The sequence below is a fragment of the Rhodococcus sp. NPDC059234 genome (assembly GCF_042754225.1).
Lineage (GTDB): Bacteria > Actinomycetota > Actinomycetes > Mycobacteriales > Mycobacteriaceae > Rhodococcus_G.
In genome coordinates, this window is sequence record NZ_JBHZAH010000061.1 from 1 (window position 1) to 17,189 (window position 17,189).

Sequence of the window (17,189 nt, forward strand, 5' to 3'; positions counted from 1 at the left end):
CCGCGGCCGTGGCCGAGTCCGGACAGCGCGTCGCCGCGCATCTCGAGACGGTGGTCGCCTCGGCGGTCTCGCACCGCGACGAGCTGACCCGCCAGCGGACCGAACGGTCCCAGCAGCTCGAGGCGGTCAAGGAGCGGGTGCGTCAGTACACCGCCGCCCTCGCCGCGCTGACCGACGCCGTGCACCGCGACGAGGTGGCCCGGGCCCAGGCCGCGACCCGCATCGAGCAGCTCGAGGCGACCATCTCGGAGCAGCACGGCATCGGCCTCGGCGACCTGGTCGCCGAGTACGGGCCGGACGTGCCGCTGCCGCCCTCCGCGCTGGAGATGGCCGAGTACGAAGAGGCCCGCGAGCGCGGGGAGCAGGTGGTCGCGCCGGCGCCGATGCCGTACGACCGCGCCTCCCAGGAACGCAGGGCTAAACGTGCCGAGAAGGACCTCGCGACGCTCGGCAAGGTCAACCCGCTCGCGCTCGAGGAGTTCGCCGCCCTCGAGGAGCGGTACAACTTCCTGTCCACCCAGCTCGAGGACGTCAAGAACGCCCGCAAGGACCTGCTCGGCGTCGTCGCGGACGTGGACGCCCGCATCCTGCAGGTGTTCACCGAGGCCTACGCGGACGTCGAGCGCGAGTTCGTCGGGGTGTTCGGCAAGCTGTTCCCCGGGGGCGAGGGCCGCCTCGTGCTCACCGACCCCGGTGACATGCTGACCACCGGAATCGAGGTCGAGGCCCGCCCGCCCGGCAAGAAGGTCAAGCGCCTCTCGCTCCTCTCGGGTGGCGAGAAGTCGCTCACCGCGGTGGCGATGCTGGTGGCGATCTTCCGCGCGCGTCCCTCCCCGTTCTACGTCATGGACGAGGTCGAGGCGGCGCTCGACGACACCAATCTGCGTCGCCTGATCGGTCTGTTCGAGCAGCTGCGCGAGAAGTCGCAGCTGATCGTCATCACTCACCAGAAACCGACGATGGAGGTCGCGGACGCCCTCTACGGCGTGAGCATGCGCGGCGACGGCATCACCCAGGTGATCTCACAGCGGCTGCGCGGGCAGAATCTGACCACGCCCGAACCTGCCGCGCAGCCGCTGTGACGTCTCAGCTCCCGAGCTTGCGCAGGTCCGGGTAGTTGGTCAGCTCCCATCCACCGTCCACGACCAGGCTCGCGCCGGTGATGTAGCTCGCGTCGTCGCTGGCCAAGTACAGGCACGGCCCGGCGATCTCCTCGGGAGTGGCCGGCCGCGCAGCCGGGATGCGTTCGAGGAACATCTCGCGTGCCGGCTCGTAGGCCATGACCGGGGCCACCAGCGGAGTGTCGACCAGGCCGGGCAGCACCGTGTTGACGCGGATCCGGTCGGGCGCCAACTCGACAGCCGCCGTCTTGCTGAACATCACCACCCCGGCCTTGCCCGTCGAGTAGGGGCTGCCGGCAGGCATGGGCATGAGGGCATTGAGTGACGACACGTTGACGATGGCGCCACCCCGACCGGACGCGCGAATGTGCCGCGCCGCGTGCTTGGTGCACAGGAACACGCCCTTCTGCACGAGGTCGACCGTGAAGTCCCAGTCGGCCTCGTCGAGGTCGACGATCGCTCCGACCCGGGCTGCGCCCGCAACGTTGAACGCGAGATCCACCCGGCCGAACTTCGCTGCGGCCGTGTCGATTGCGGCCGCTACCTGTGCCTCCACGGTCACGTCCGCGGGGGCAGGCAGGAAGGACCGGCCGAACTCGTCCGCCATCCGGTCGAGTGCGTCGCGTGCAAGGTCGATGCCGACGACGTTCGCTCCCTCGGACAGCAGCCGCGCGGTGATGGCCTCGCCGATGCCGGATGCTGCACCGGTGACGACCGCGGTTTGGCCGGAAAACCTGTCATCGCTCACAGAATCGTCTCCACTTCGTTTGTCCCACACTGTGGTTGTCCCACTCCGTCGAGGGTGGTGGTCACCGGGTCGTGTGTGCCCCGGCGCGCAGGAACCGTCCCGTTCGCCGTGTGCCGAGTACGGGTGTCGGTTCCCCGTCCCGGACGACGCATTCGCCGCCGACGAACACCGCGGCCACCGCGTCGTCGTTCCGGTTCACCATCCTGGAGAGTCCGTCGTACTCGGGGACAGGGCATTCGGCGTAGGCGTCGAGCGAGGCGTCGAGATGCGCCGGGTCGATCACCACGACGTCGGCCCGGTCACCCTCACGCAGGTGTCCGGCGTCGAGGTCGTACCAGTCGGCGAGCTCGCCGGTGAGCCGGTGCACTGCCTGCTCCACCGACATGAACGGATTCCCCGCTCGCTCGGCGTCCTGCACGCGACGCAGCAGGCGGAGCCCGAAGTTGTAGAAGGCCATGTTGCGCAGGTGCGCACCCGCATCGGAGAAGCCCAGCTGGATACCGGGATCGGAGGCGAACTTGTCGAGCACCTCGGGCCGGTGGTTCGAGATCGTGGTGCGCCACCTGACCTTGGTTCCGTACTCGACGACGAGGTCGAGGAACGCATCGACCGGGTGCACCCCACCCCGGTCGACCCCGACCTGACCGAAGGTCTTGCCGATCACCGATTCGTCCGGGCACTCGACGATCTCGGCGTCGAAGAAGTCGCGGTGCCAGACCCGCGGCCCGTACTTCTTGTCGTAGTCCTTGCGGAAGCGGCGGCGGTAGGACTCGTCGGCCAGCAGCGCGCTCCGCGCCTCGAGCTGGTTGGACAGGTCCAGCGCCGCGGCACCGGATCCGAACTCCTCGAAGACCGGCAGATCGATGCCGTCGGAGTACACCTCGAAGGGCACGGGAAGGTGCTGCCACCGGAAGTCGCCGCGCATCCCGTTGACGGCCTTTGCCATCGCCGGGAAGACGTGTGCCACAGCCGGTATCGCCTTGACGTCGGCGGCCGAGAGCAGGCTCACCTTCAACGGACGGCGGAAGAGCCCGACGCTGCTCAGCGCCAACGCGACCATGGACTGCGGGCGGCCCACGTCCGGGCCTGCCTGCAATGCCCGGCCCCGGCGACGCAGGATCCCACTGAGCCGGCGACGTTCCTGCCGCGTCGAGTACGTCGAGGGCAGGGTTCGGGACCGGCAGACCTCGCCGTCGAGCTTGTCGAACAGCAGTTCCTGCGAGGACATGCCGATGAAGCCCGCGTCGAGCGCCTCTTCGAGTTTGGCCGCCATCGCGTCGAGTTCGGCCGGGGTGGGCTTGACGTCCTTGCGGGTCGCCCGCTCGAGGCCCATCTGCGCGGCCCGGATGTCCGAATGGCCGATGAAGGAAGCCACGTTCGGGCCCAGTGGCAGCGCCTCGATCGCCTCGACGTACTCGTGCGCCGAGGTCCACGTCTGGGACTCGGTGAGCGTGTCGACCACGAATTTGCGCGGAATGGCCTCGACCCGACCGAACAGGTCGCCCGCGTCGGAAGGGTCGGCATGGACCGCCGACAGCGAGCACGACCCCAGGAAGATCGAGGTGACACCGTGCCGCACCGACTCCTCGAGCCCCGGACTCAGGATGACCTCGACGTCGTAGTGGGTGTGGATGTCGACCATGCCCGGGATGACCCACTTCCCGGCGGCGTCGACCACCTGCGGGCAGTCCGACTCGTCGAGTGCCTCGACCGACACGGCGGCCACCCGCCCGTCACGGATGCCGAGATTCCGGGTCTCGGACCGTGCGCCGGTGCCGTCGAACCACCGGCCGTTCTTGATGATCACGTCGTAGCTCATCGCAGATCACTCCATTCTGGAACGTCGGTTGCCGACCGGGGGGCCATCAGGCGACCACCTGGGTGCGCATCGTCTTGCCGGTCGCGTTGCGCGGCAACGGAACCGTGGTGATCCGCCACCGGGCCGGGACCTTGAAGTAGGCGAGTCGTTCACCGGCGAAGGCCCGCAGCTCCTCCTCCGTGACCGCGCCCTCCGACCGCGCGACGACCACCGCGGCCACCTCCTGACCGAGGTCGGGGTGGTCCACGCCGAGCACCACGCACTCGAGGACCTCGGGGTGCTCGTCCAGGCACTGCTCGATCTCCATCGGGTACACGTTCTCGCCGCCGCGCAGGATCAGGTCCGACCGTCGCCCGGTGAGCCGGACCATGCCGTTCTCGAGCACACCGAAGTCGCCGGTGCGGAGCCAGCGGTCCTCGGTGATCGCCGCGGCGGTGGCTTCGGCATTGTCCCAGTAGCCGAGCATCACGTAGGGGCTGCGCGCGCAGATCTCGCCCTCCACCCCGTCGGACACCTTCTCCCCGAACGGATCCCGGACCTCAACGGCAACGCCGATGATGGGCCGGCCGAGCGTGCCGGGGAAGGCCGCGAGATCGAGGGGAGTGGCGACGGAGATCGCGGTGGCACTCTCGGTCTGGCCGTAGCTGTCGACGAGGGAGTTGCGCGCGAACGGCACCTTCTCGCGCAGGCGGTCCTGGAACGCCGCGGACGATGGCGCCGCCGACAACGCGAACGCGGTGACCGAGGAGAGGTCGTATCGCGACAGATCCTCGTGCTCGAGCAGACGATTCGCCATCGTGGGGACGGCGGCCCAGTTGGTCACCCGCTCGCGTTCGACCAGCCGGAGCATGCGGTCCACGTCGAACGAGCCCTGGTAGATCACCACCGCGCCGCCCGTGGCCAGCCGGGGGACGGCCAGGTTGTGCAGGCTGGCGATGTGGAACAGCGGCGAGGTGAGCAGGTACCGCCGGTCGCTCGGGGCATCCGAGTTGGGGTCGCCGCCGGTGAACGCGGCGGCGAGCGCATCGCTGAACCGGTGGTAGTCGATGGTCGCGAGCACATTTCGGTGCGAGTGCACGGCACCCTTGGGTCGGCCGCTGGTCCCGCTGGTGTAGAGGATCAGCGCCGGATCGTCCTCGTCCACGTCGGTGTGCGGCAGGTCGGAGCCGGCGAACTCGGCGATCAGACGCGGGACGTCCTCCTCCATGGTGAGCTCGGGGACGTCGGCGCCGAGCTCGCCGAGCAGCGCGGCGCGCTTGGCGTCGGCGACCACGACGGTGGGCTTGGTGTGGTCGATGCCGTACTCGACCTCACGCGGCGCCCACCAGGCGTTGAAGCCGACGGCGATCGCGCCGAGCGACTGCGCCGCCCAGAAGGCGACGAGCCACTCGGGGGTGTTGGCGGCCAGGATGCCGATGCGGTCGCCCTTGCCGACGCCGTACCGCTCACGCAGCGCGTTCGCGAGCGCGGCCGCGGCGGCCCCGTGTTCCGCGTAGCTCATCCGGCGATCCTCGGTGACCAGGTAGTCCCGGTCACCGTAGGCGAGCGAGGCCCTCAGGACGTCGCCGAGCGCCCGGTCACGGTTCTTCATGACTGGGATCTCGGCCCCGAGCACGCTCTCGACGCCCAGCTCGAAGCGGCCGCCCGGGCCCGTCAGTCCGGCCATCACGGAGGCGATGTAGGCCTGGGGGTCAACAGACTTCGTCACTGCATGTCCTTTCGGATCGTGTCGTACCCGGTCACGGAACCAGCACCGCTCGTCCGCGGATCTTGCCCGCTTCGAGGCGGTCGAACGCCGCTCGGGCGTCGTCGAGGTCGAATCGGTCCACCTCGACGGTGAGCCGCCCGGCCTGGGCCAGCGCGATGGAGTCGACGAGGTCACTTCGGGTGCCGCCGTAAGACTTCCGGACCGAGGCGCCCCACGGCCAGCCGGGTCCACCCGCCGGGTCGGCCGTCACGCCGGGGACGCCGCCGCCGAGCCCGACCATCCGGTACGCGCCGTTGGGTGCCACGGACTCGACCGCCATCTTGGCGGTGGGGTCGACGCCGACGAAGTCGAACACCGCCTCCGCGCCGCGGCCGCCGGTCAGCTCGAGGATCTGGCGTGCGGTGTCCGGGCCGGATTCGAGGGTGACGTCGGCGCCGCAGCGCTTCGCCAGGTCCAGTTGGTCCTGGCCGATGTCCACCGCGACGATCCGGGTCGCGCTGAGCGCGCGCAGGATCTGCACGGCGACGTGCCCGAGCCCGCCGACGCCGATCACCACGGCCGTCGAGCCGGGACGCAGGTGCTCCTTGGCGCCTCGGATGGCGTGGTAGCTGGTCAGCGCGGCATCGGCCATCGGGGCCGCCTGGAGGAAGTCCAGGTCGCCGATGGGGACGAACGAGCGGGCCGGGATCCGGACGTACTCGGCCATGCCGCCGTCCGGGCCGAGACCGGGGCACGGCGGCATGGCGGTCCGGCCCGCGGCCAGGCAGACGTTCTCGTTGCCGCTGACGCACTCCCGGCAGACGCCGCACGACCAGCACAGGTAGACGATCCCGCGCTCGCCGACCTGCCGACCGTCGACCGCGCCGCCGACGGCCTCGATGGTGCCGGCGATTTCGTGCCCGATGGTGAGCGGTTCCTCCCGCATCTTGACCGGGAAGTGCAGCAGATGCAGGTCGGAGTGGCAGATGCCGGCCGCGCCGACGCGGATCAACAGGTCGGACGGACCGATCTCCGGCACGGGGACGTCCCGGATCTCGATGACACCCGGGTCGGTGAGCTGTAGGGCTTTCACAGGGAGACCTCGTTTCGTGCCGATCGAACGGCCTCGTTGGTGGCGTGCAGGTAGGCGTCGGCGCGGTCGGATCCGATGATCCCGGGCGCCATCTTGTTCATCGCGTACGCGAAGGTGACTCCTCGGTCGAGGTCGTTGACGACGAACGACCCGCCGAGACCCGCCCACCAGCACACCTTGCCATCGGGCACGATGGGCACGGTCTGTGCGTGCGGCAGCCCGTATCCGATCCCGAACCGCAGCGGCGTCATGATCCCCAGGTCCAGGCCGTCCGCCTGCTCACGGAAGATCGCCTCGACGGTGTCCGGTGACAGCCAGGTCTTGCCGTCCAACACGCCGCCACCGGAGACGATCGACTGCAGCCGGGCGATGGACCGCGCGTTGCCGTGCCCGTTGGCGGCCCCGATCTCCGCCTGCCGCCATGCCGCGTCCGAAGTGCGCTCGTAGTCGAGCAAGGGGCAGGTGAGCGTCTTGACGAGAATGCTGTCCTGGTCGAGGGTGGCCATGTCGAACTCGAGCGCGGGCGGCGGCACCAGCGGGGCGATCCGGCCGAAATGCTCCGGGCCGGTACCGATGTGGAAGTCGGCGTTCAGGGGCTGCGCCAGCTCGTCGGTGAAGAAGCGGCCCAGCGTTCGGCCGTCGACCCGCCGGATCACCTCGCCGACGAGATGCCCGTAGTTGAGTGCGTGGTATCCCGACGCGGTGCCGGGCTCCCACCACGGGGCCTGCGTGGCGAGCCGCGCGCTGGCGGCCTCGTGGTCGTAGATGTCCTCGAGCTCGATCGGTCGCTCCCAGCCGGACACCCCGGAGGTGTGCGAGAGCAGGTGCCGGATCTCGATGCCCGCCTTGCCGTTCGCGCCGAACTCGGGCCAGTAGTGCGCGACCTTCTCGTTCAGGTCCAACAGTCCGCGATCGACGAGCAGCAGCGCGCTCAGCGCGGTCATCGTCTTGGTGATCGAGAAGACGTTGACGATGGTGTCCTCGGCCCAGGCCGTGGTCCGGTCCTGATCGGTGTGCCCGCCCCAGATGTCGACGACCGGCTGCCCGTCCACGGTCACGCAGACGGACGCGCCGAGCTCCTCGCCCGACGCGAGCTGCTGTTCGAGTGCCTCGCGGACCGGCTCGAAGCCCTCCGCACAGAATCCCTCTGTCAGTGTCATCGGATCTCCTCCCGTCAGGCGTTCTGCAGGGCGCGAGCGGGCACGGGCAACGCGTTGCCCGCGGCCTGGGCGCGCTTGCCGCCGTCGACGATTTCCTTCTTCAGGTTGCGCACGTAGGGATCGAACTCGCACTGGATGGTGTGGCGGGGGGACTTGTAGTACGGCTTGAGGTAGTACTCCTCGTCGGCGGCAAGGACGGCGCCCATCTCGCTGGGCGCCGGGGGCAGGTACTCGCCCGCGAGATAGGCGGCGACGAGCTTGCTCTGCTGCTCGGCGAAGTTCACGAGGGTCGGCATCGGCTGCGCGAGGCCCATGAAGAACAGGTTGTCGATGTCGGGCTTCATCATCCGCTTGAACAGCGGGAAGCGGTTCTCGCTGTCGGGCAACAGGTTCGGATCGGTGAAGAACGGGAAGCTGATGTGGTAGCCGGTAGCGCAGACGATCACGTCGACGTCCAGGGTGCTGCCGTCGGCGAAGCGCACCTGCTTGCCCTCCAGCGCTGTGATCGCGGGCTTGAACGCGATGTCGCCCGAGCCCGCTTTGCCGAGGAACTCGCCGCTCGCGGATGGGTGCGCCTGGAAGGGCAGGTGGTCGGGCTTGGGTAGTCCGTAGCCCTCCATGGTGCCGATGTTCTTGTTCAGGAAGCGCCGTTGAAGCGCCATGGAGAGCGGGCGGGGCATCCACGCCGGCATCGACATCTTGTCTCCGGCCACGCCCTTCAGGTACTTCGGCAGGACCCAGACACCACGGCGGGCGGAGACGGTCAGTGTCTTGGCCAGGAAGCGCTGCGAGAGCTCGGAGGCGATGTCCAGGCCGGAGTTGCCCATCCCGACCACCACGACGTTCTTGCCGCGCATGTCGATCGGGTCGAACGGGTCGTTGTACTCGTGGCTGTGGATCAGCGTGCCGTCGAACTGTCCGGGGTAGTCCGGGGTCCGCGGGTCCCAGTGGTGCCCGTTGCACACGATCAGCGCGTCGTAGGCGCGCGTCTCGCCGGTGGACAGCGTGACGGTCCACAGGCCGTCCGCACCCCGCTCGGCGTGGTCCACGGAGGTGTTGAAGGTGATCTTGTCCCGCAGGCCGAAATGGGCGACGTAGTCCTTGAAGTACTGGAACAGCAACGAATGGTGCGGAAAGTCGGGCCACTCGGCGGGGACCGGGAAGTCCTCGAAGGCGAGGCGCCACTTGGAGGTGTCGATGTGCAGGCTCTGGTAGCAGGCCGACATCCCGTTGGGGTTCTTGTAGTACCAGTTGCCGCCGACCTCGTCGGAGGCCTCGAAGCAGTCGAACGGGATGCCGTAGTCCTTCAGCCGCTTCGCGGTCGTGATACCGGACGGTCCGGCGCCGATGACGCAGACGGTCGGCAGATTCCTCGAGCTCATTCGCGATCGCTTTCTGTGCGGTGTGCCGGTCCGATCAGAGCGCGGATGGCGAGGTGACTGCTGCCATCACTGCCCCTGAAACGTGATGTGCGCCATAGTTCACGTTGGCTGACGCACTGTCAAGTGAATGACGTAAAGTTGGTTCAGTAACGGGTCGATTTGCCCGATCGGCCGACGTGGGACAGGGTGGGGACGTGAGCATGGCAACAGGTGAGGTCAAAGGCCGGCGCGGTACGTTGCGCGACGAACAGAAGCGAGCGACCCGTGCCAAGCTCATGGAATCGGCGCGGGGGCTCTTCGCGGCCCGGGGCTACGCAGCCGTGACGGTCGACGACATCGTCGCCGAGGTCGGCTGCAGCCGGGCGACGTTCTACCTGCATTTCCCGGGCAAGGTGGACGTCCTGTTGGCGCTGGCGCAGGACGGCATGGCGCCGACCGCGCTGGCCTTCTACCAGGACCTCGACCGCGTACTCGACACCGGATCGCGCGCCGAGTTCACGGACTGGATCACCCGCGCCATCGAGTGGTTCCACAGGTACAAGGACATGCTCCAGGCCTGGGACGAGGCGACGGCTCTCGAGCCCGAGTTCCGGGCCATCGCCCGTGCGGGAATCGTGGCCCTCCCGAACTCCATGACGGGCTACCTCGCGCGCTGGCCGGAGAGCGAACGTGACGAGGCCCGCCTGCGCGTCGAACTTCTCGTGACACAACTCGAGCGGTTCTTCACCAGGTGGGCGATGCTCGGAACGATCGACGTCTCCGCTGACCGCGCCGCGGAGGTCCTCACGGACATCTGGTTCCCGGCACTGTCGGCGCCGGCCGTGCGTGACCGCTCCTCCGATTGACCCGTACCGCAGACGCACCTCACCGCGGTGCGCCCTCGTTGCCCGGGCCTGAGAGTATGGGTCGGTGACTACCGGAGCCTGGATCGCAATCGCGGCCGTCGTGGCCGTACTTCTCGTTGCCCTCGTCGTGGGGGCCGTGCTGTATCGCCGACGGCAGATCAGCCTCGCGCCGACCGACAAGGCGACGCCGGAAGCGTTGGGCGAGGCCAAGGACCGCTCCGGGGGATACAAGGCCGAGAGCGGGTTCAACTTCAGTCAGGGTGCGACGGCCACGGCTCCGCCCAAGCCGACGCCGGAACCGGTGGTCCCGAAGATCGTCGTGCCGCCGATCGTGGAACCGAAGGTTGCCGAGCCCGAGCCCGAGGTCGCCGAGCCGGAGGTCGTAGAGCCCGAGGTCGCCGAGCCGGAGGTCGTAGAGCCCGAGGTCGTAGAGCCCCAGGTTGTCGAGCCCCAGGTTGTCGAGCCTGAGGTCGTCGAGGCTGCACCCGAGGTCACAGAGCCCGAGGTCGTTGCCGAACCCGAGGTGCTCGCGCCGGAGGTCGTGGCCGAACCGGAGGTTCCCGCGGCCCCCGCGATCGAGGAGATCGCACCGACCGCGGGACGCCTCGACCGGCTCCGCGGCCGACTCGCGCGTTCGCAGTCGGCGGTCGGCAAGTCCCTGCTCGGGCTGCTCGGCGGCGGCGACCTCGACGAGGACTCCTGGGAGGAGATCGAGGACACGCTGCTGATCGCGGACCTGGGCAGCGCGGTCACCGAGGAGATCGTCACCAAGCTGCGCGCCGAGATCGCGGCAGGCAGCGTCAAGACCGAGGCGCAGGCCCGGGCGCTGCTGCGCTCGGTGCTGATCGAGGCCCTGCATCCCGAGATGGACCGCTCGATCAGGGCGCTGCCGCACGACGCCACCCCCGGTGTGCTGCTGGTCGTCGGCGTCAACGGCACCGGCAAGACCACCAGCACCGGCAAGCTGGCCCGGGTGCTCGTCGCGGACGGGCGTCGCGTGCTCCTCGGTGCCGCCGACACCTTCCGTGCGGCCGCGGCGGATCAGCTGCAGACGTGGGCCGAACGCGTCGGGGCCGAGGTGGTGCGAGGCAAGGAGGGCGCCGACCCCGCCGCGATCGCCTTCGACTCGGTCAGCAAGGGCATCGAGACCGGTGTCGACGTCGTCATCGTGGACACCGCCGGCCGCCTGCACACCAAGACCGGACTGATGGACGAGCTGGGCAAGGTCAAGCGGGTGGTCGAGAAGCAGGCTCCGGTGGACGAGGTGCTGCTCGTGCTCGATTCGACGATCGGCCAGAACGGCCTCGTCCAGGCTCGGGTGTTCGCCGAGGTCGTCGACATCACCGGTGTCGTCCTCACCAAGCTCGACGGCACCGCCAAGGGCGGCATCGTCTTCCAGGTGCAGCACGAGCTCGGCGTGCCCGTGAAGCTGGTGGGCCTGGGGGAGGGTGCCGACGACCTCGCCCCGTTCGAGCCGGAAGCCTTCGTGGACGCGCTGCTCGGCTGACCTCGGACCGGGCGGTTCCACGCATTTGATAACAAATCGATAACGATGCGCTGGCACCGAGTCACGGTGGCGTGACTGCCGGTGTCTACTAGCCGCGTTCGAGCGTGACATATGCCACATCGAACGTTGTAGTCGGGCCCGGTCACACGAGAGGACGCCCGTGCGTATCAGCGCTACCGCCGCGAGAATCACCCGAAGGATCGTCACCACCACCGCAGCGACAGCGCTCTGTGCGGGAGTGCTGGCCCCGGTGTTCGCTGCCCCCGCACAAGCAGACGACTTCGCCGGCGCGCAGGCCCGACTGAACGCCGCCGTCGCGGCCTCGGGCGGTGCGCCGCTGGCCTACCAGTTCGGCCGCGACTTCCCGGTCCCCATGATCACCGCCGCGGGACAGGCCTACGACATGCCGACAGATGCTCGGCTTGTCGTGATCGGCCGCGCCTCGCACTCCGGGCTCGTGTCGCAGTTGCTGTCCGACTCGTCGGGCCGCTGTGAGGGCAACCCGAATGCCGTCACCTCCGACGGCATGCGTCAGAACGCCGAGGTGTACGCGCCGGTCGATGCGTGGCACCGGATGGGTTCGCCGGCGATCGCGATCAACGCCAACTTCTTCGACGTGCGGGCGCAGGGGGCGGGCACCAACTGGTCGCAGAGTGGCTGCAGCTCCCCGCTCGGTGCGTACTACGACGCCCACCCCGACACTCACAGTGCGGCATCCATCTTCGACCTCGGTCGCCGCTTCTACGTCGGCAAGGAGGGGCTGAGTGACGGTGCCGGGAAGGTGTGGTCGCCGCTGTCGACGTTCGTCATCGGTGACGGCTTCCTGGGCATGCCGACCGATGCGAACTTCGACATCCGCGACGCGGATTCGGCGACCCGCAACAACGCCGCGGAGGACCTGGTCAATCAGCTCGAGTACAGCGGACGGTCGTTCGTCGCGTTCGGCGGTCTCAAGATCCGCGGCCCGGGACCGGATTTCCAGTTCGTCGACAACCCGATCCGCAGGGCCGCCCGCACCGCCGTCGGCTTCAACACCTCCCGCGACGAGCTGTACGTCTTCCAGGGCGGCAGCAACGAGGCCGACGGATTCACCATCGGCAACGTGCAGGACGCGTTCCGCGCGCTCGGCTCGGACCGTGCCGTCGTACTCGACGGCGGCGGATCCTCGGCCCTGATCGTGAACAAGGACGCCGGAATCACCTGGGCCGGGCAGGGAATCAACGCGGGGATCGCGCCCGCCGGGTCCTGCGCACAGGTTCCGGGGGCGTACTGCTCGCCGGGTGCCGAGCGACCCGTGCCCGGCTGGCTCGGACTGCGCACGCGGCGATAGCACCCGCGTGAAGCGACGGGCGGTCCGGCGCCGCGGTCGGGCTCCGCCGGGCCGCCGCACATCGAGCGGCGGTTCGATCGGCGCAGCACGAAACGTAGAAGCAACACGGACCCCGAATGCGTTCACTCGAGTGAAACATCGCAGCGCCACGGCTGAAACACCAGCTGAGCACCCTTCTCATCAGGTCGACAGCCGCACCGGCGGAACGACAGAAGGAGGAGCTCAACGTGGACTTTCCCACTATCGGAGTGCCGGACACCGGTGACACTGCGTGGATGCTGATCAGCGCCGCGCTGGTGTTGCTGATGACCCCGGGACTGGCGTTCTTCTACGGCGGCATGGTTCGTGCGAAGAGCGTGCTGAACATGATCATGATGAGCATCGGCGCGATGGGCGTCGTCGGGGTGCTCTGGGTGCTGTACGGCTACTCGATGGCCTTCGGCGAGGACAAGGGCAATCTCTTCGGCGATCCGTTCCAGTACTTCGGGCTCAAGGGCCTGTTCGGCGGGACCTACCTCGCCAATGCGACCACCGGGGCCGCCGTGGCGATTCCGCTCGTCGGCACGATCCCCGCCACGGTGTTCGTGGCCTTCCAGGCGATGTTCGCGATCATCACCGTCGCACTGATCTCCGGTGCGGTAGCCGACCGCCTGCGCTTCGGGCCCTGGCTGCTCTTCGCCGGCCTGTGGGCGACGATCGTGTACTTCCCGGTCGCGCACTGGGTGTTCGCTTTCGACGGCGTCACCGCCACCCACGGTGGCTGGATCGCCAACAAGCTCAAGGCAATCGACTTCGCCGGTGGTACGGCCGTCCACATCAACGCGGGTGTCGCGGGCCTGGTGCTCGCCATCGTGCTCGGCAAGCGTCGCGGCTGGCCGACCACCCCCTTCCGGCCGCACAACCTGCCCTTCGTGATGCTCGGCGCCGCCCTGCTGTGGTTCGGCTGGTTCGGATTCAACGCGGGTTCGGCGGTGGGCTCCAACGGCGTCGCCGGCGCCACCTTCGTCACCACCGTGGTCGCGACCTGCGCCGCGATGCTCGCCTGGCTGCTGGTCGAGCGCATCCGCGACGGTCACGCCACCACCCTCGGCGCCGCGTCCGGCATCGTCGCGGGCCTCGTCGCGATCACCCCGTCCTGCTCGTCGGTGAACGTGGTCGGCGCCCTGGTCATCGGCGTCGTCGCCGGCGTGCTGTGTGCCCTGGCCGTCGGCCTCAAGTACCGCTTCGGCTTCGACGATTCGCTGGACGTGGTCGGCGTCCACCTGGTCGGCGGTCTGGTGGGTACGTTGCTGGTCGGACTGGTCGCCACCACGGAGGCGCCCGCGGGCGTCAAGGGCCTCTTCTACGGTGGTGGTTTCGACCAGCTCTGGCGTCAGGCGGTCGGCGCGGGAGCGGTTCTGCTGTACTCGCTCGTCGCCACGACGATCATTGCCCTTATCGTGAAGTACACGATCGGACTTCGGGCCAGTGCAGAGAGCGAGGCCAGGGGACTGGACGACACGGAGCACGCTGAGAACGCATACGACTTCGTCGCAATCGGAGCGAGCACGGTGCCGAGCCGCGCGACCGTCACCGTCAGGGAGGCATGAGAAATATGAAGCTGATCACGGCAATCGTCAAGCCGTTCACCCTCGAGGATGTCAAGACAGGCCTCGAGCAGGCCGGGGTGCTCGGCATGACAGTCAGCGAGGTTCAGGGGTACGGCCGGCAGAAGGGCCACACCGAGGTCTACCGCGGTGCTGAGTACTCCGTGGACTTCGTACCCAAGGTGCGCGTCGAGGTGGTCGTGGACGACTCGGCCGTCGACAAGGTCGTCGAGGTGATCGTCGAGGCCGCACGCACGGGGAAGATCGGCGACGGCAAGGTCTGGGTCTCTCCGGTGGAGTCGGTCATCCGGGTCCGCACGGGCGAACGGGGCGCGGATGCGCTCTGACCCCAACGGGTCCGGATCTGGTGGCCCCGATCCCGCCGCATCGTCGGCGGGGTCGGGGCCGCCCTCGTCCCGGGGTGCGGTCGCCGCGGACGACCTCGTTCGGGCCCGGAAACAGTTGTTGGACGGCGGTTCTCGCACGCGCAGGCTGGACGCGCCGGCGCTGCGTCAGGCGCTGGTCGACCTGCACGAGCTCTGGTTGACCACCAAGGGGGCCGAACTCGGGATCAAGCCCGACAGTGGATTCGCGATCGTCGCGGTGGGCGGGCTCGGTCGGCGCGAACTGCTGCCGTACTCCGACCTCGACCTGGTGCTACTGCACGACGACCTCGAACCCGAGATCGTCTCGGAGGTCGCGGACCGGCTCTGGTACCCGTTGTGGGACGCGCACATCAAGCTCGATCACAGCGTTCGGACGGTCCCGCAGGCGATCCAGGTGGCATCGAGCGACCTGACCGCCGCACTGGGGCTGCTCGAGGCCCGGCACATCGCGGGCGACGTGGAGCTGAGCAACCTGCTCATCGGCGGCGTCCGCAGGCAGTGGCGAACCGGAATCCGTTCGCGCTTCGACGAACTGATCGAGATGACCCGCGCGCGGTGGTCGCGCAGCGGCGAGATCGCGCACCGCGCCGAGCCGGACATCAAGAACGGCCGCGGCGGGCTGCGGGACGTTCAGTTGCTCGACGCGCTCGCGATCGCCCAGCTGACCGACGCCCTACCGGGGCTCGGACCCGACACGCCCGGTGGCGGACTGGTCTTCGCGCACGACCGCCTGCTCGACGTGCGAACCGAGCTGCATCGGGTGGCGGGCCGGGCCCGGGACCAGCTGCGCGCCCAGGACGCCGACGAGATCGGGGCGGCCCTGCGGATCGGCGACCGGTTCGACCTGGCCCGGATGCTCAGCGACTCCGCGCGGACGGTCAGCTACTCGGTGGACGTGGGACTGCGCACCGCCGCGAACGCGCTTCCGCGACGCGGACTCTCACGGCTGCGCCGGATGCCCGTCCGCCGCCCGCTCGACGAGGGGGTGGTCGAGCACGCGGGCGAGGTCGTGCTGGCCCGCGATGCCAGACCGACCAAGGACCCCGGCCTGATCATGCGGGTGGCCGCGGCCGCGGCGCAGACCGGCATGCCGATCTCGGCCTCGACGCTGAGCCGGCTCTCGGACAGCGCGCCGGAGCTTCGCGAACCGTGGCCGAGCGAAGCTCTCGGAGACCTGCTGGTGCTTCTCGGCTCCGGCAGTCGCACGACCGCCGTGGTCGAGGCGTTGGACCGGACCGGGTTGTGGGGACGGCTGTTGCCGGAGTGGGGTGCGGTGCGCGACCTGCCGCCGCGCGATGCCGTGCACACCTGGACCGTGGACCGCCACCTGGTGGAGACGGCAGTGCAGGCGAGTGCGTTCACCACCCGGGTCTCGCGACCGGATCTGCTCGTCCTCGGTGCGCTGCTGCACGACATCGGCAAGGGGCGCGGCGGCGACCACAGCGCCGTCGGCGCGGAACTGGCCACCCAGATCGGCAATCGGCTCGGCATGTGGCCGTCGGACGTCGCCCTGCTCACGGCGATGGTCCGTCACCACCTGCTGCTGCCGTCGACGGCGACCCGTCGCGACCTGGACGACCCCGCCACGGTGCAGATGGTGGTCGATGCGCTCGACGGCGACCTGGTCCTGCTCGACCTGCTCGCGGCGCTGGCCGAGGCCGACTCGCTGGCGACCGGGCCCGGGGTGTGGGGTGACTGGAAGTCCTCGCTGCTCGGCGAACTGGTCAGGCGCTGCCGTCTGGTGATGGCCGGCGAGCGGCTGCCCGAACCGGACCGGATCGACCCCCAGGCGGCCGCGCTGGCCGCGGACGGGGGAGTGCACGTGCTGCTGCAACCGGCGGAGGGAGCGCACACCTACACCGTCACCGTGGTCGCGCCCGACAGTCCCGGGTTGCTCTCGGACGCCGCGGGCGTGCTGGCACTGCACTCGCTGCGGGTGCTGTCCGCCTCGGTCGGCAGTCACGAGGGGTCGGCGGTGAACTCGTTCACGGTCTCGCCGCGGTTCGGTGCTCCGCCGCAGGCGGGTCTGCTCCGGCAGGAGCTGATCCGGGCGGTCGCAGGCGAACTCGACCTCGTCGCGATGCTCGCGCAGAAGGAGGAGCAGGCCAAGGCCGAACAGGCGCTCGAACTGGGCGTCGCGGGTGTGCCCGTGCAGTACGCCCAGGCCCCGCCGCGGATCATCTGGTTCGACTCGGCCACCGACGGCCAGGCGATCGTCGAACTGCGGACCGAGGATCGCCTCGGGCTGCTCTGCCGACTCGCCGCGGCGTTCGAGCAACACGGCGTGGACGTGCAGTGGGCGCGGGTGTCGACGCTCGGCGCGTCCGTGGTCGACGCCTTCGGGCTGGACCTGGGGGGCACCGATTCTCGGGTGACGCGGCAGGACGTCGAGGCGGCGATCCTGGCCGTCGTGCCGCAATCGCCGCCGAAGAAGGACAGTGAGAACGGGGACGTCCCCGGCAGCGGCTAGGCTGGGGCTCGAGTCTGCACGTCCCCAGGCGGCAACACGACCAGACAACTCGACC

13 protein-coding genes are annotated in these 17,189 nt (G+C 69.3%); 7 read left to right on the forward strand and 6 right to left on the reverse strand.

The window, feature by feature from the left end; all coding sequences use genetic code 11:
• A partial coding sequence (locus ACFXGJ_RS14385) for an AAA family ATPase (protein ID WP_378620820.1) occupies window positions 1–1,082 on the forward strand: 1,082 nt, incomplete at its 5' end.
• Window positions 1,083–1,086: 4 nt separating this feature from the next.
• On the opposite strand, the gene ACFXGJ_RS14390 is transcribed toward ACFXGJ_RS14385, so the two are convergent.
• From ACFXGJ_RS14390 to ACFXGJ_RS14415, 6 genes are all read right to left on the reverse strand, one after another.
• Complete coding sequence (locus tag ACFXGJ_RS14390; RefSeq protein WP_378620822.1) at window positions 1,087–1,869, reverse strand: SDR family NAD(P)-dependent oxidoreductase; 783 nt, start codon at window positions 1,867–1,869, stop codon at window positions 1,087–1,089.
• A 61-nt stretch (window positions 1,870–1,930) separates the two neighbouring features.
• Complete coding sequence (locus ACFXGJ_RS14395; RefSeq protein ID WP_378620825.1) at window positions 1,931–3,688, reverse strand: amidohydrolase family protein; 1,758 nt, start codon at window positions 3,686–3,688, stop codon at window positions 1,931–1,933.
• Window positions 3,689–3,734: 46 nt separating this feature from the next.
• On the reverse strand, window positions 3,735–5,396 hold the full coding sequence (locus ACFXGJ_RS14400) for a class I adenylate-forming enzyme family protein (protein ID WP_378620849.1): 1,662 nt from the start codon (window positions 5,394–5,396) through the stop codon (window positions 3,735–3,737).
• A gap of 31 nt (window positions 5,397–5,427) precedes the next feature.
• Window positions 5,428–6,468, reverse strand: coding sequence for an NAD(P)-dependent alcohol dehydrogenase (locus tag ACFXGJ_RS14405; protein WP_378620851.1), 1,041 nt, complete (start codon window positions 6,466–6,468; stop codon window positions 5,428–5,430).
• Complete coding sequence (locus ACFXGJ_RS14410) at window positions 6,465–7,628, reverse strand: serine hydrolase domain-containing protein (protein ID WP_378620854.1); 1,164 nt, start codon at window positions 7,626–7,628, stop codon at window positions 6,465–6,467. Before ACFXGJ_RS14410 ends, ACFXGJ_RS14405 begins: the two co-directional genes overlap by 4 nt.
• A 14-nt stretch (window positions 7,629–7,642) precedes the next feature.
• Entirely contained in the window at window positions 7,643–9,010 is a 1,368-nt protein-coding gene (locus ACFXGJ_RS14415) for a flavin-containing monooxygenase (RefSeq protein WP_378620857.1), read from the reverse strand.
• A gap of 200 nt (window positions 9,011–9,210) precedes the next feature.
• Here ACFXGJ_RS14415 and ACFXGJ_RS14420 point away from each other — a divergent pair, with 200 nt between their 5' ends.
• From ACFXGJ_RS14420 to ACFXGJ_RS14445, 6 genes are all read left to right on the forward strand, one after another.
• Window positions 9,211–9,855 (forward strand): TetR/AcrR family transcriptional regulator, encoded by a 645-nt coding sequence (locus tag ACFXGJ_RS14420; protein WP_378620898.1) that lies wholly within the window; start codon window positions 9,211–9,213, stop codon window positions 9,853–9,855.
• Window positions 9,856–9,919: 64 nt separating this feature from the next.
• A complete protein-coding gene (gene ftsY / locus ACFXGJ_RS14425; protein ID WP_378620861.1) occupies window positions 9,920–11,362 on the forward strand; it encodes a signal recognition particle-docking protein FtsY in 1,443 nt (480 codons plus the stop codon).
• Between the two features lie 160 nt (window positions 11,363–11,522).
• A complete protein-coding gene (locus ACFXGJ_RS14430) occupies window positions 11,523–12,692 on the forward strand; it encodes a phosphodiester glycosidase family protein (RefSeq protein ID WP_378620864.1) in 1,170 nt (389 codons plus the stop codon).
• Between the two features lie 275 nt (window positions 12,693–12,967).
• Window positions 12,968–14,281, forward strand: coding sequence for an ammonium transporter (locus tag ACFXGJ_RS14435; protein ID WP_378620900.1), 1,314 nt, complete (start codon window positions 12,968–12,970; stop codon window positions 14,279–14,281).
• Window positions 14,282–14,286: 5 nt separating this feature from the next.
• Window positions 14,287–14,625 (forward strand): P-II family nitrogen regulator, encoded by a 339-nt coding sequence (locus tag ACFXGJ_RS14440; RefSeq protein WP_378423199.1) that lies wholly within the window; start codon window positions 14,287–14,289, stop codon window positions 14,623–14,625.
• Window positions 14,615–17,134: a [protein-PII] uridylyltransferase gene (locus ACFXGJ_RS14445; protein WP_378620867.1), complete on the forward strand. Its 2,520-nt coding sequence runs from the start codon at window positions 14,615–14,617 to the stop codon at window positions 17,132–17,134. Before ACFXGJ_RS14440 ends, ACFXGJ_RS14445 begins: the two co-directional genes overlap by 11 nt.
• The last annotated feature ends 55 nt before the right edge of the window (window positions 17,135–17,189 follow it).

Coding starts and splice junctions, on each gene's coding strand:
- ACFXGJ_RS14395 (WP_378620825.1), bottom strand. CDS start 3,688: ATGAGCTACGACGTGATCATCAAGAACGGCCGGTGGTTCGACGGCACC.
- ACFXGJ_RS14410 (WP_378620854.1), bottom strand. CDS start 7,628: ATGACACTGACAGAGGGATTCTGTGCGGAGGGCTTCGAGCCGGTCCGC.
- ACFXGJ_RS14415 (WP_378620857.1), bottom strand. CDS start 9,010: ATGAGCTCGAGGAATCTGCCGACCGTCTGCGTCATCGGCGCCGGACCG.
- ACFXGJ_RS14420 (WP_378620898.1), top strand. CDS start 9,211: ATGGCAACAGGTGAGGTCAAAGGCCGGCGCGGTACGTTGCGCGACGAA.
- ACFXGJ_RS14435 (WP_378620900.1), top strand. CDS start 12,968: ATGCTGATCAGCGCCGCGCTGGTGTTGCTGATGACCCCGGGACTGGCG.
- ACFXGJ_RS14440 (WP_378423199.1), top strand. CDS start 14,287: ATGAAGCTGATCACGGCAATCGTCAAGCCGTTCACCCTCGAGGATGTC.
- ACFXGJ_RS14445 (WP_378620867.1), top strand. CDS start 14,615: ATGCGCTCTGACCCCAACGGGTCCGGATCTGGTGGCCCCGATCCCGCC.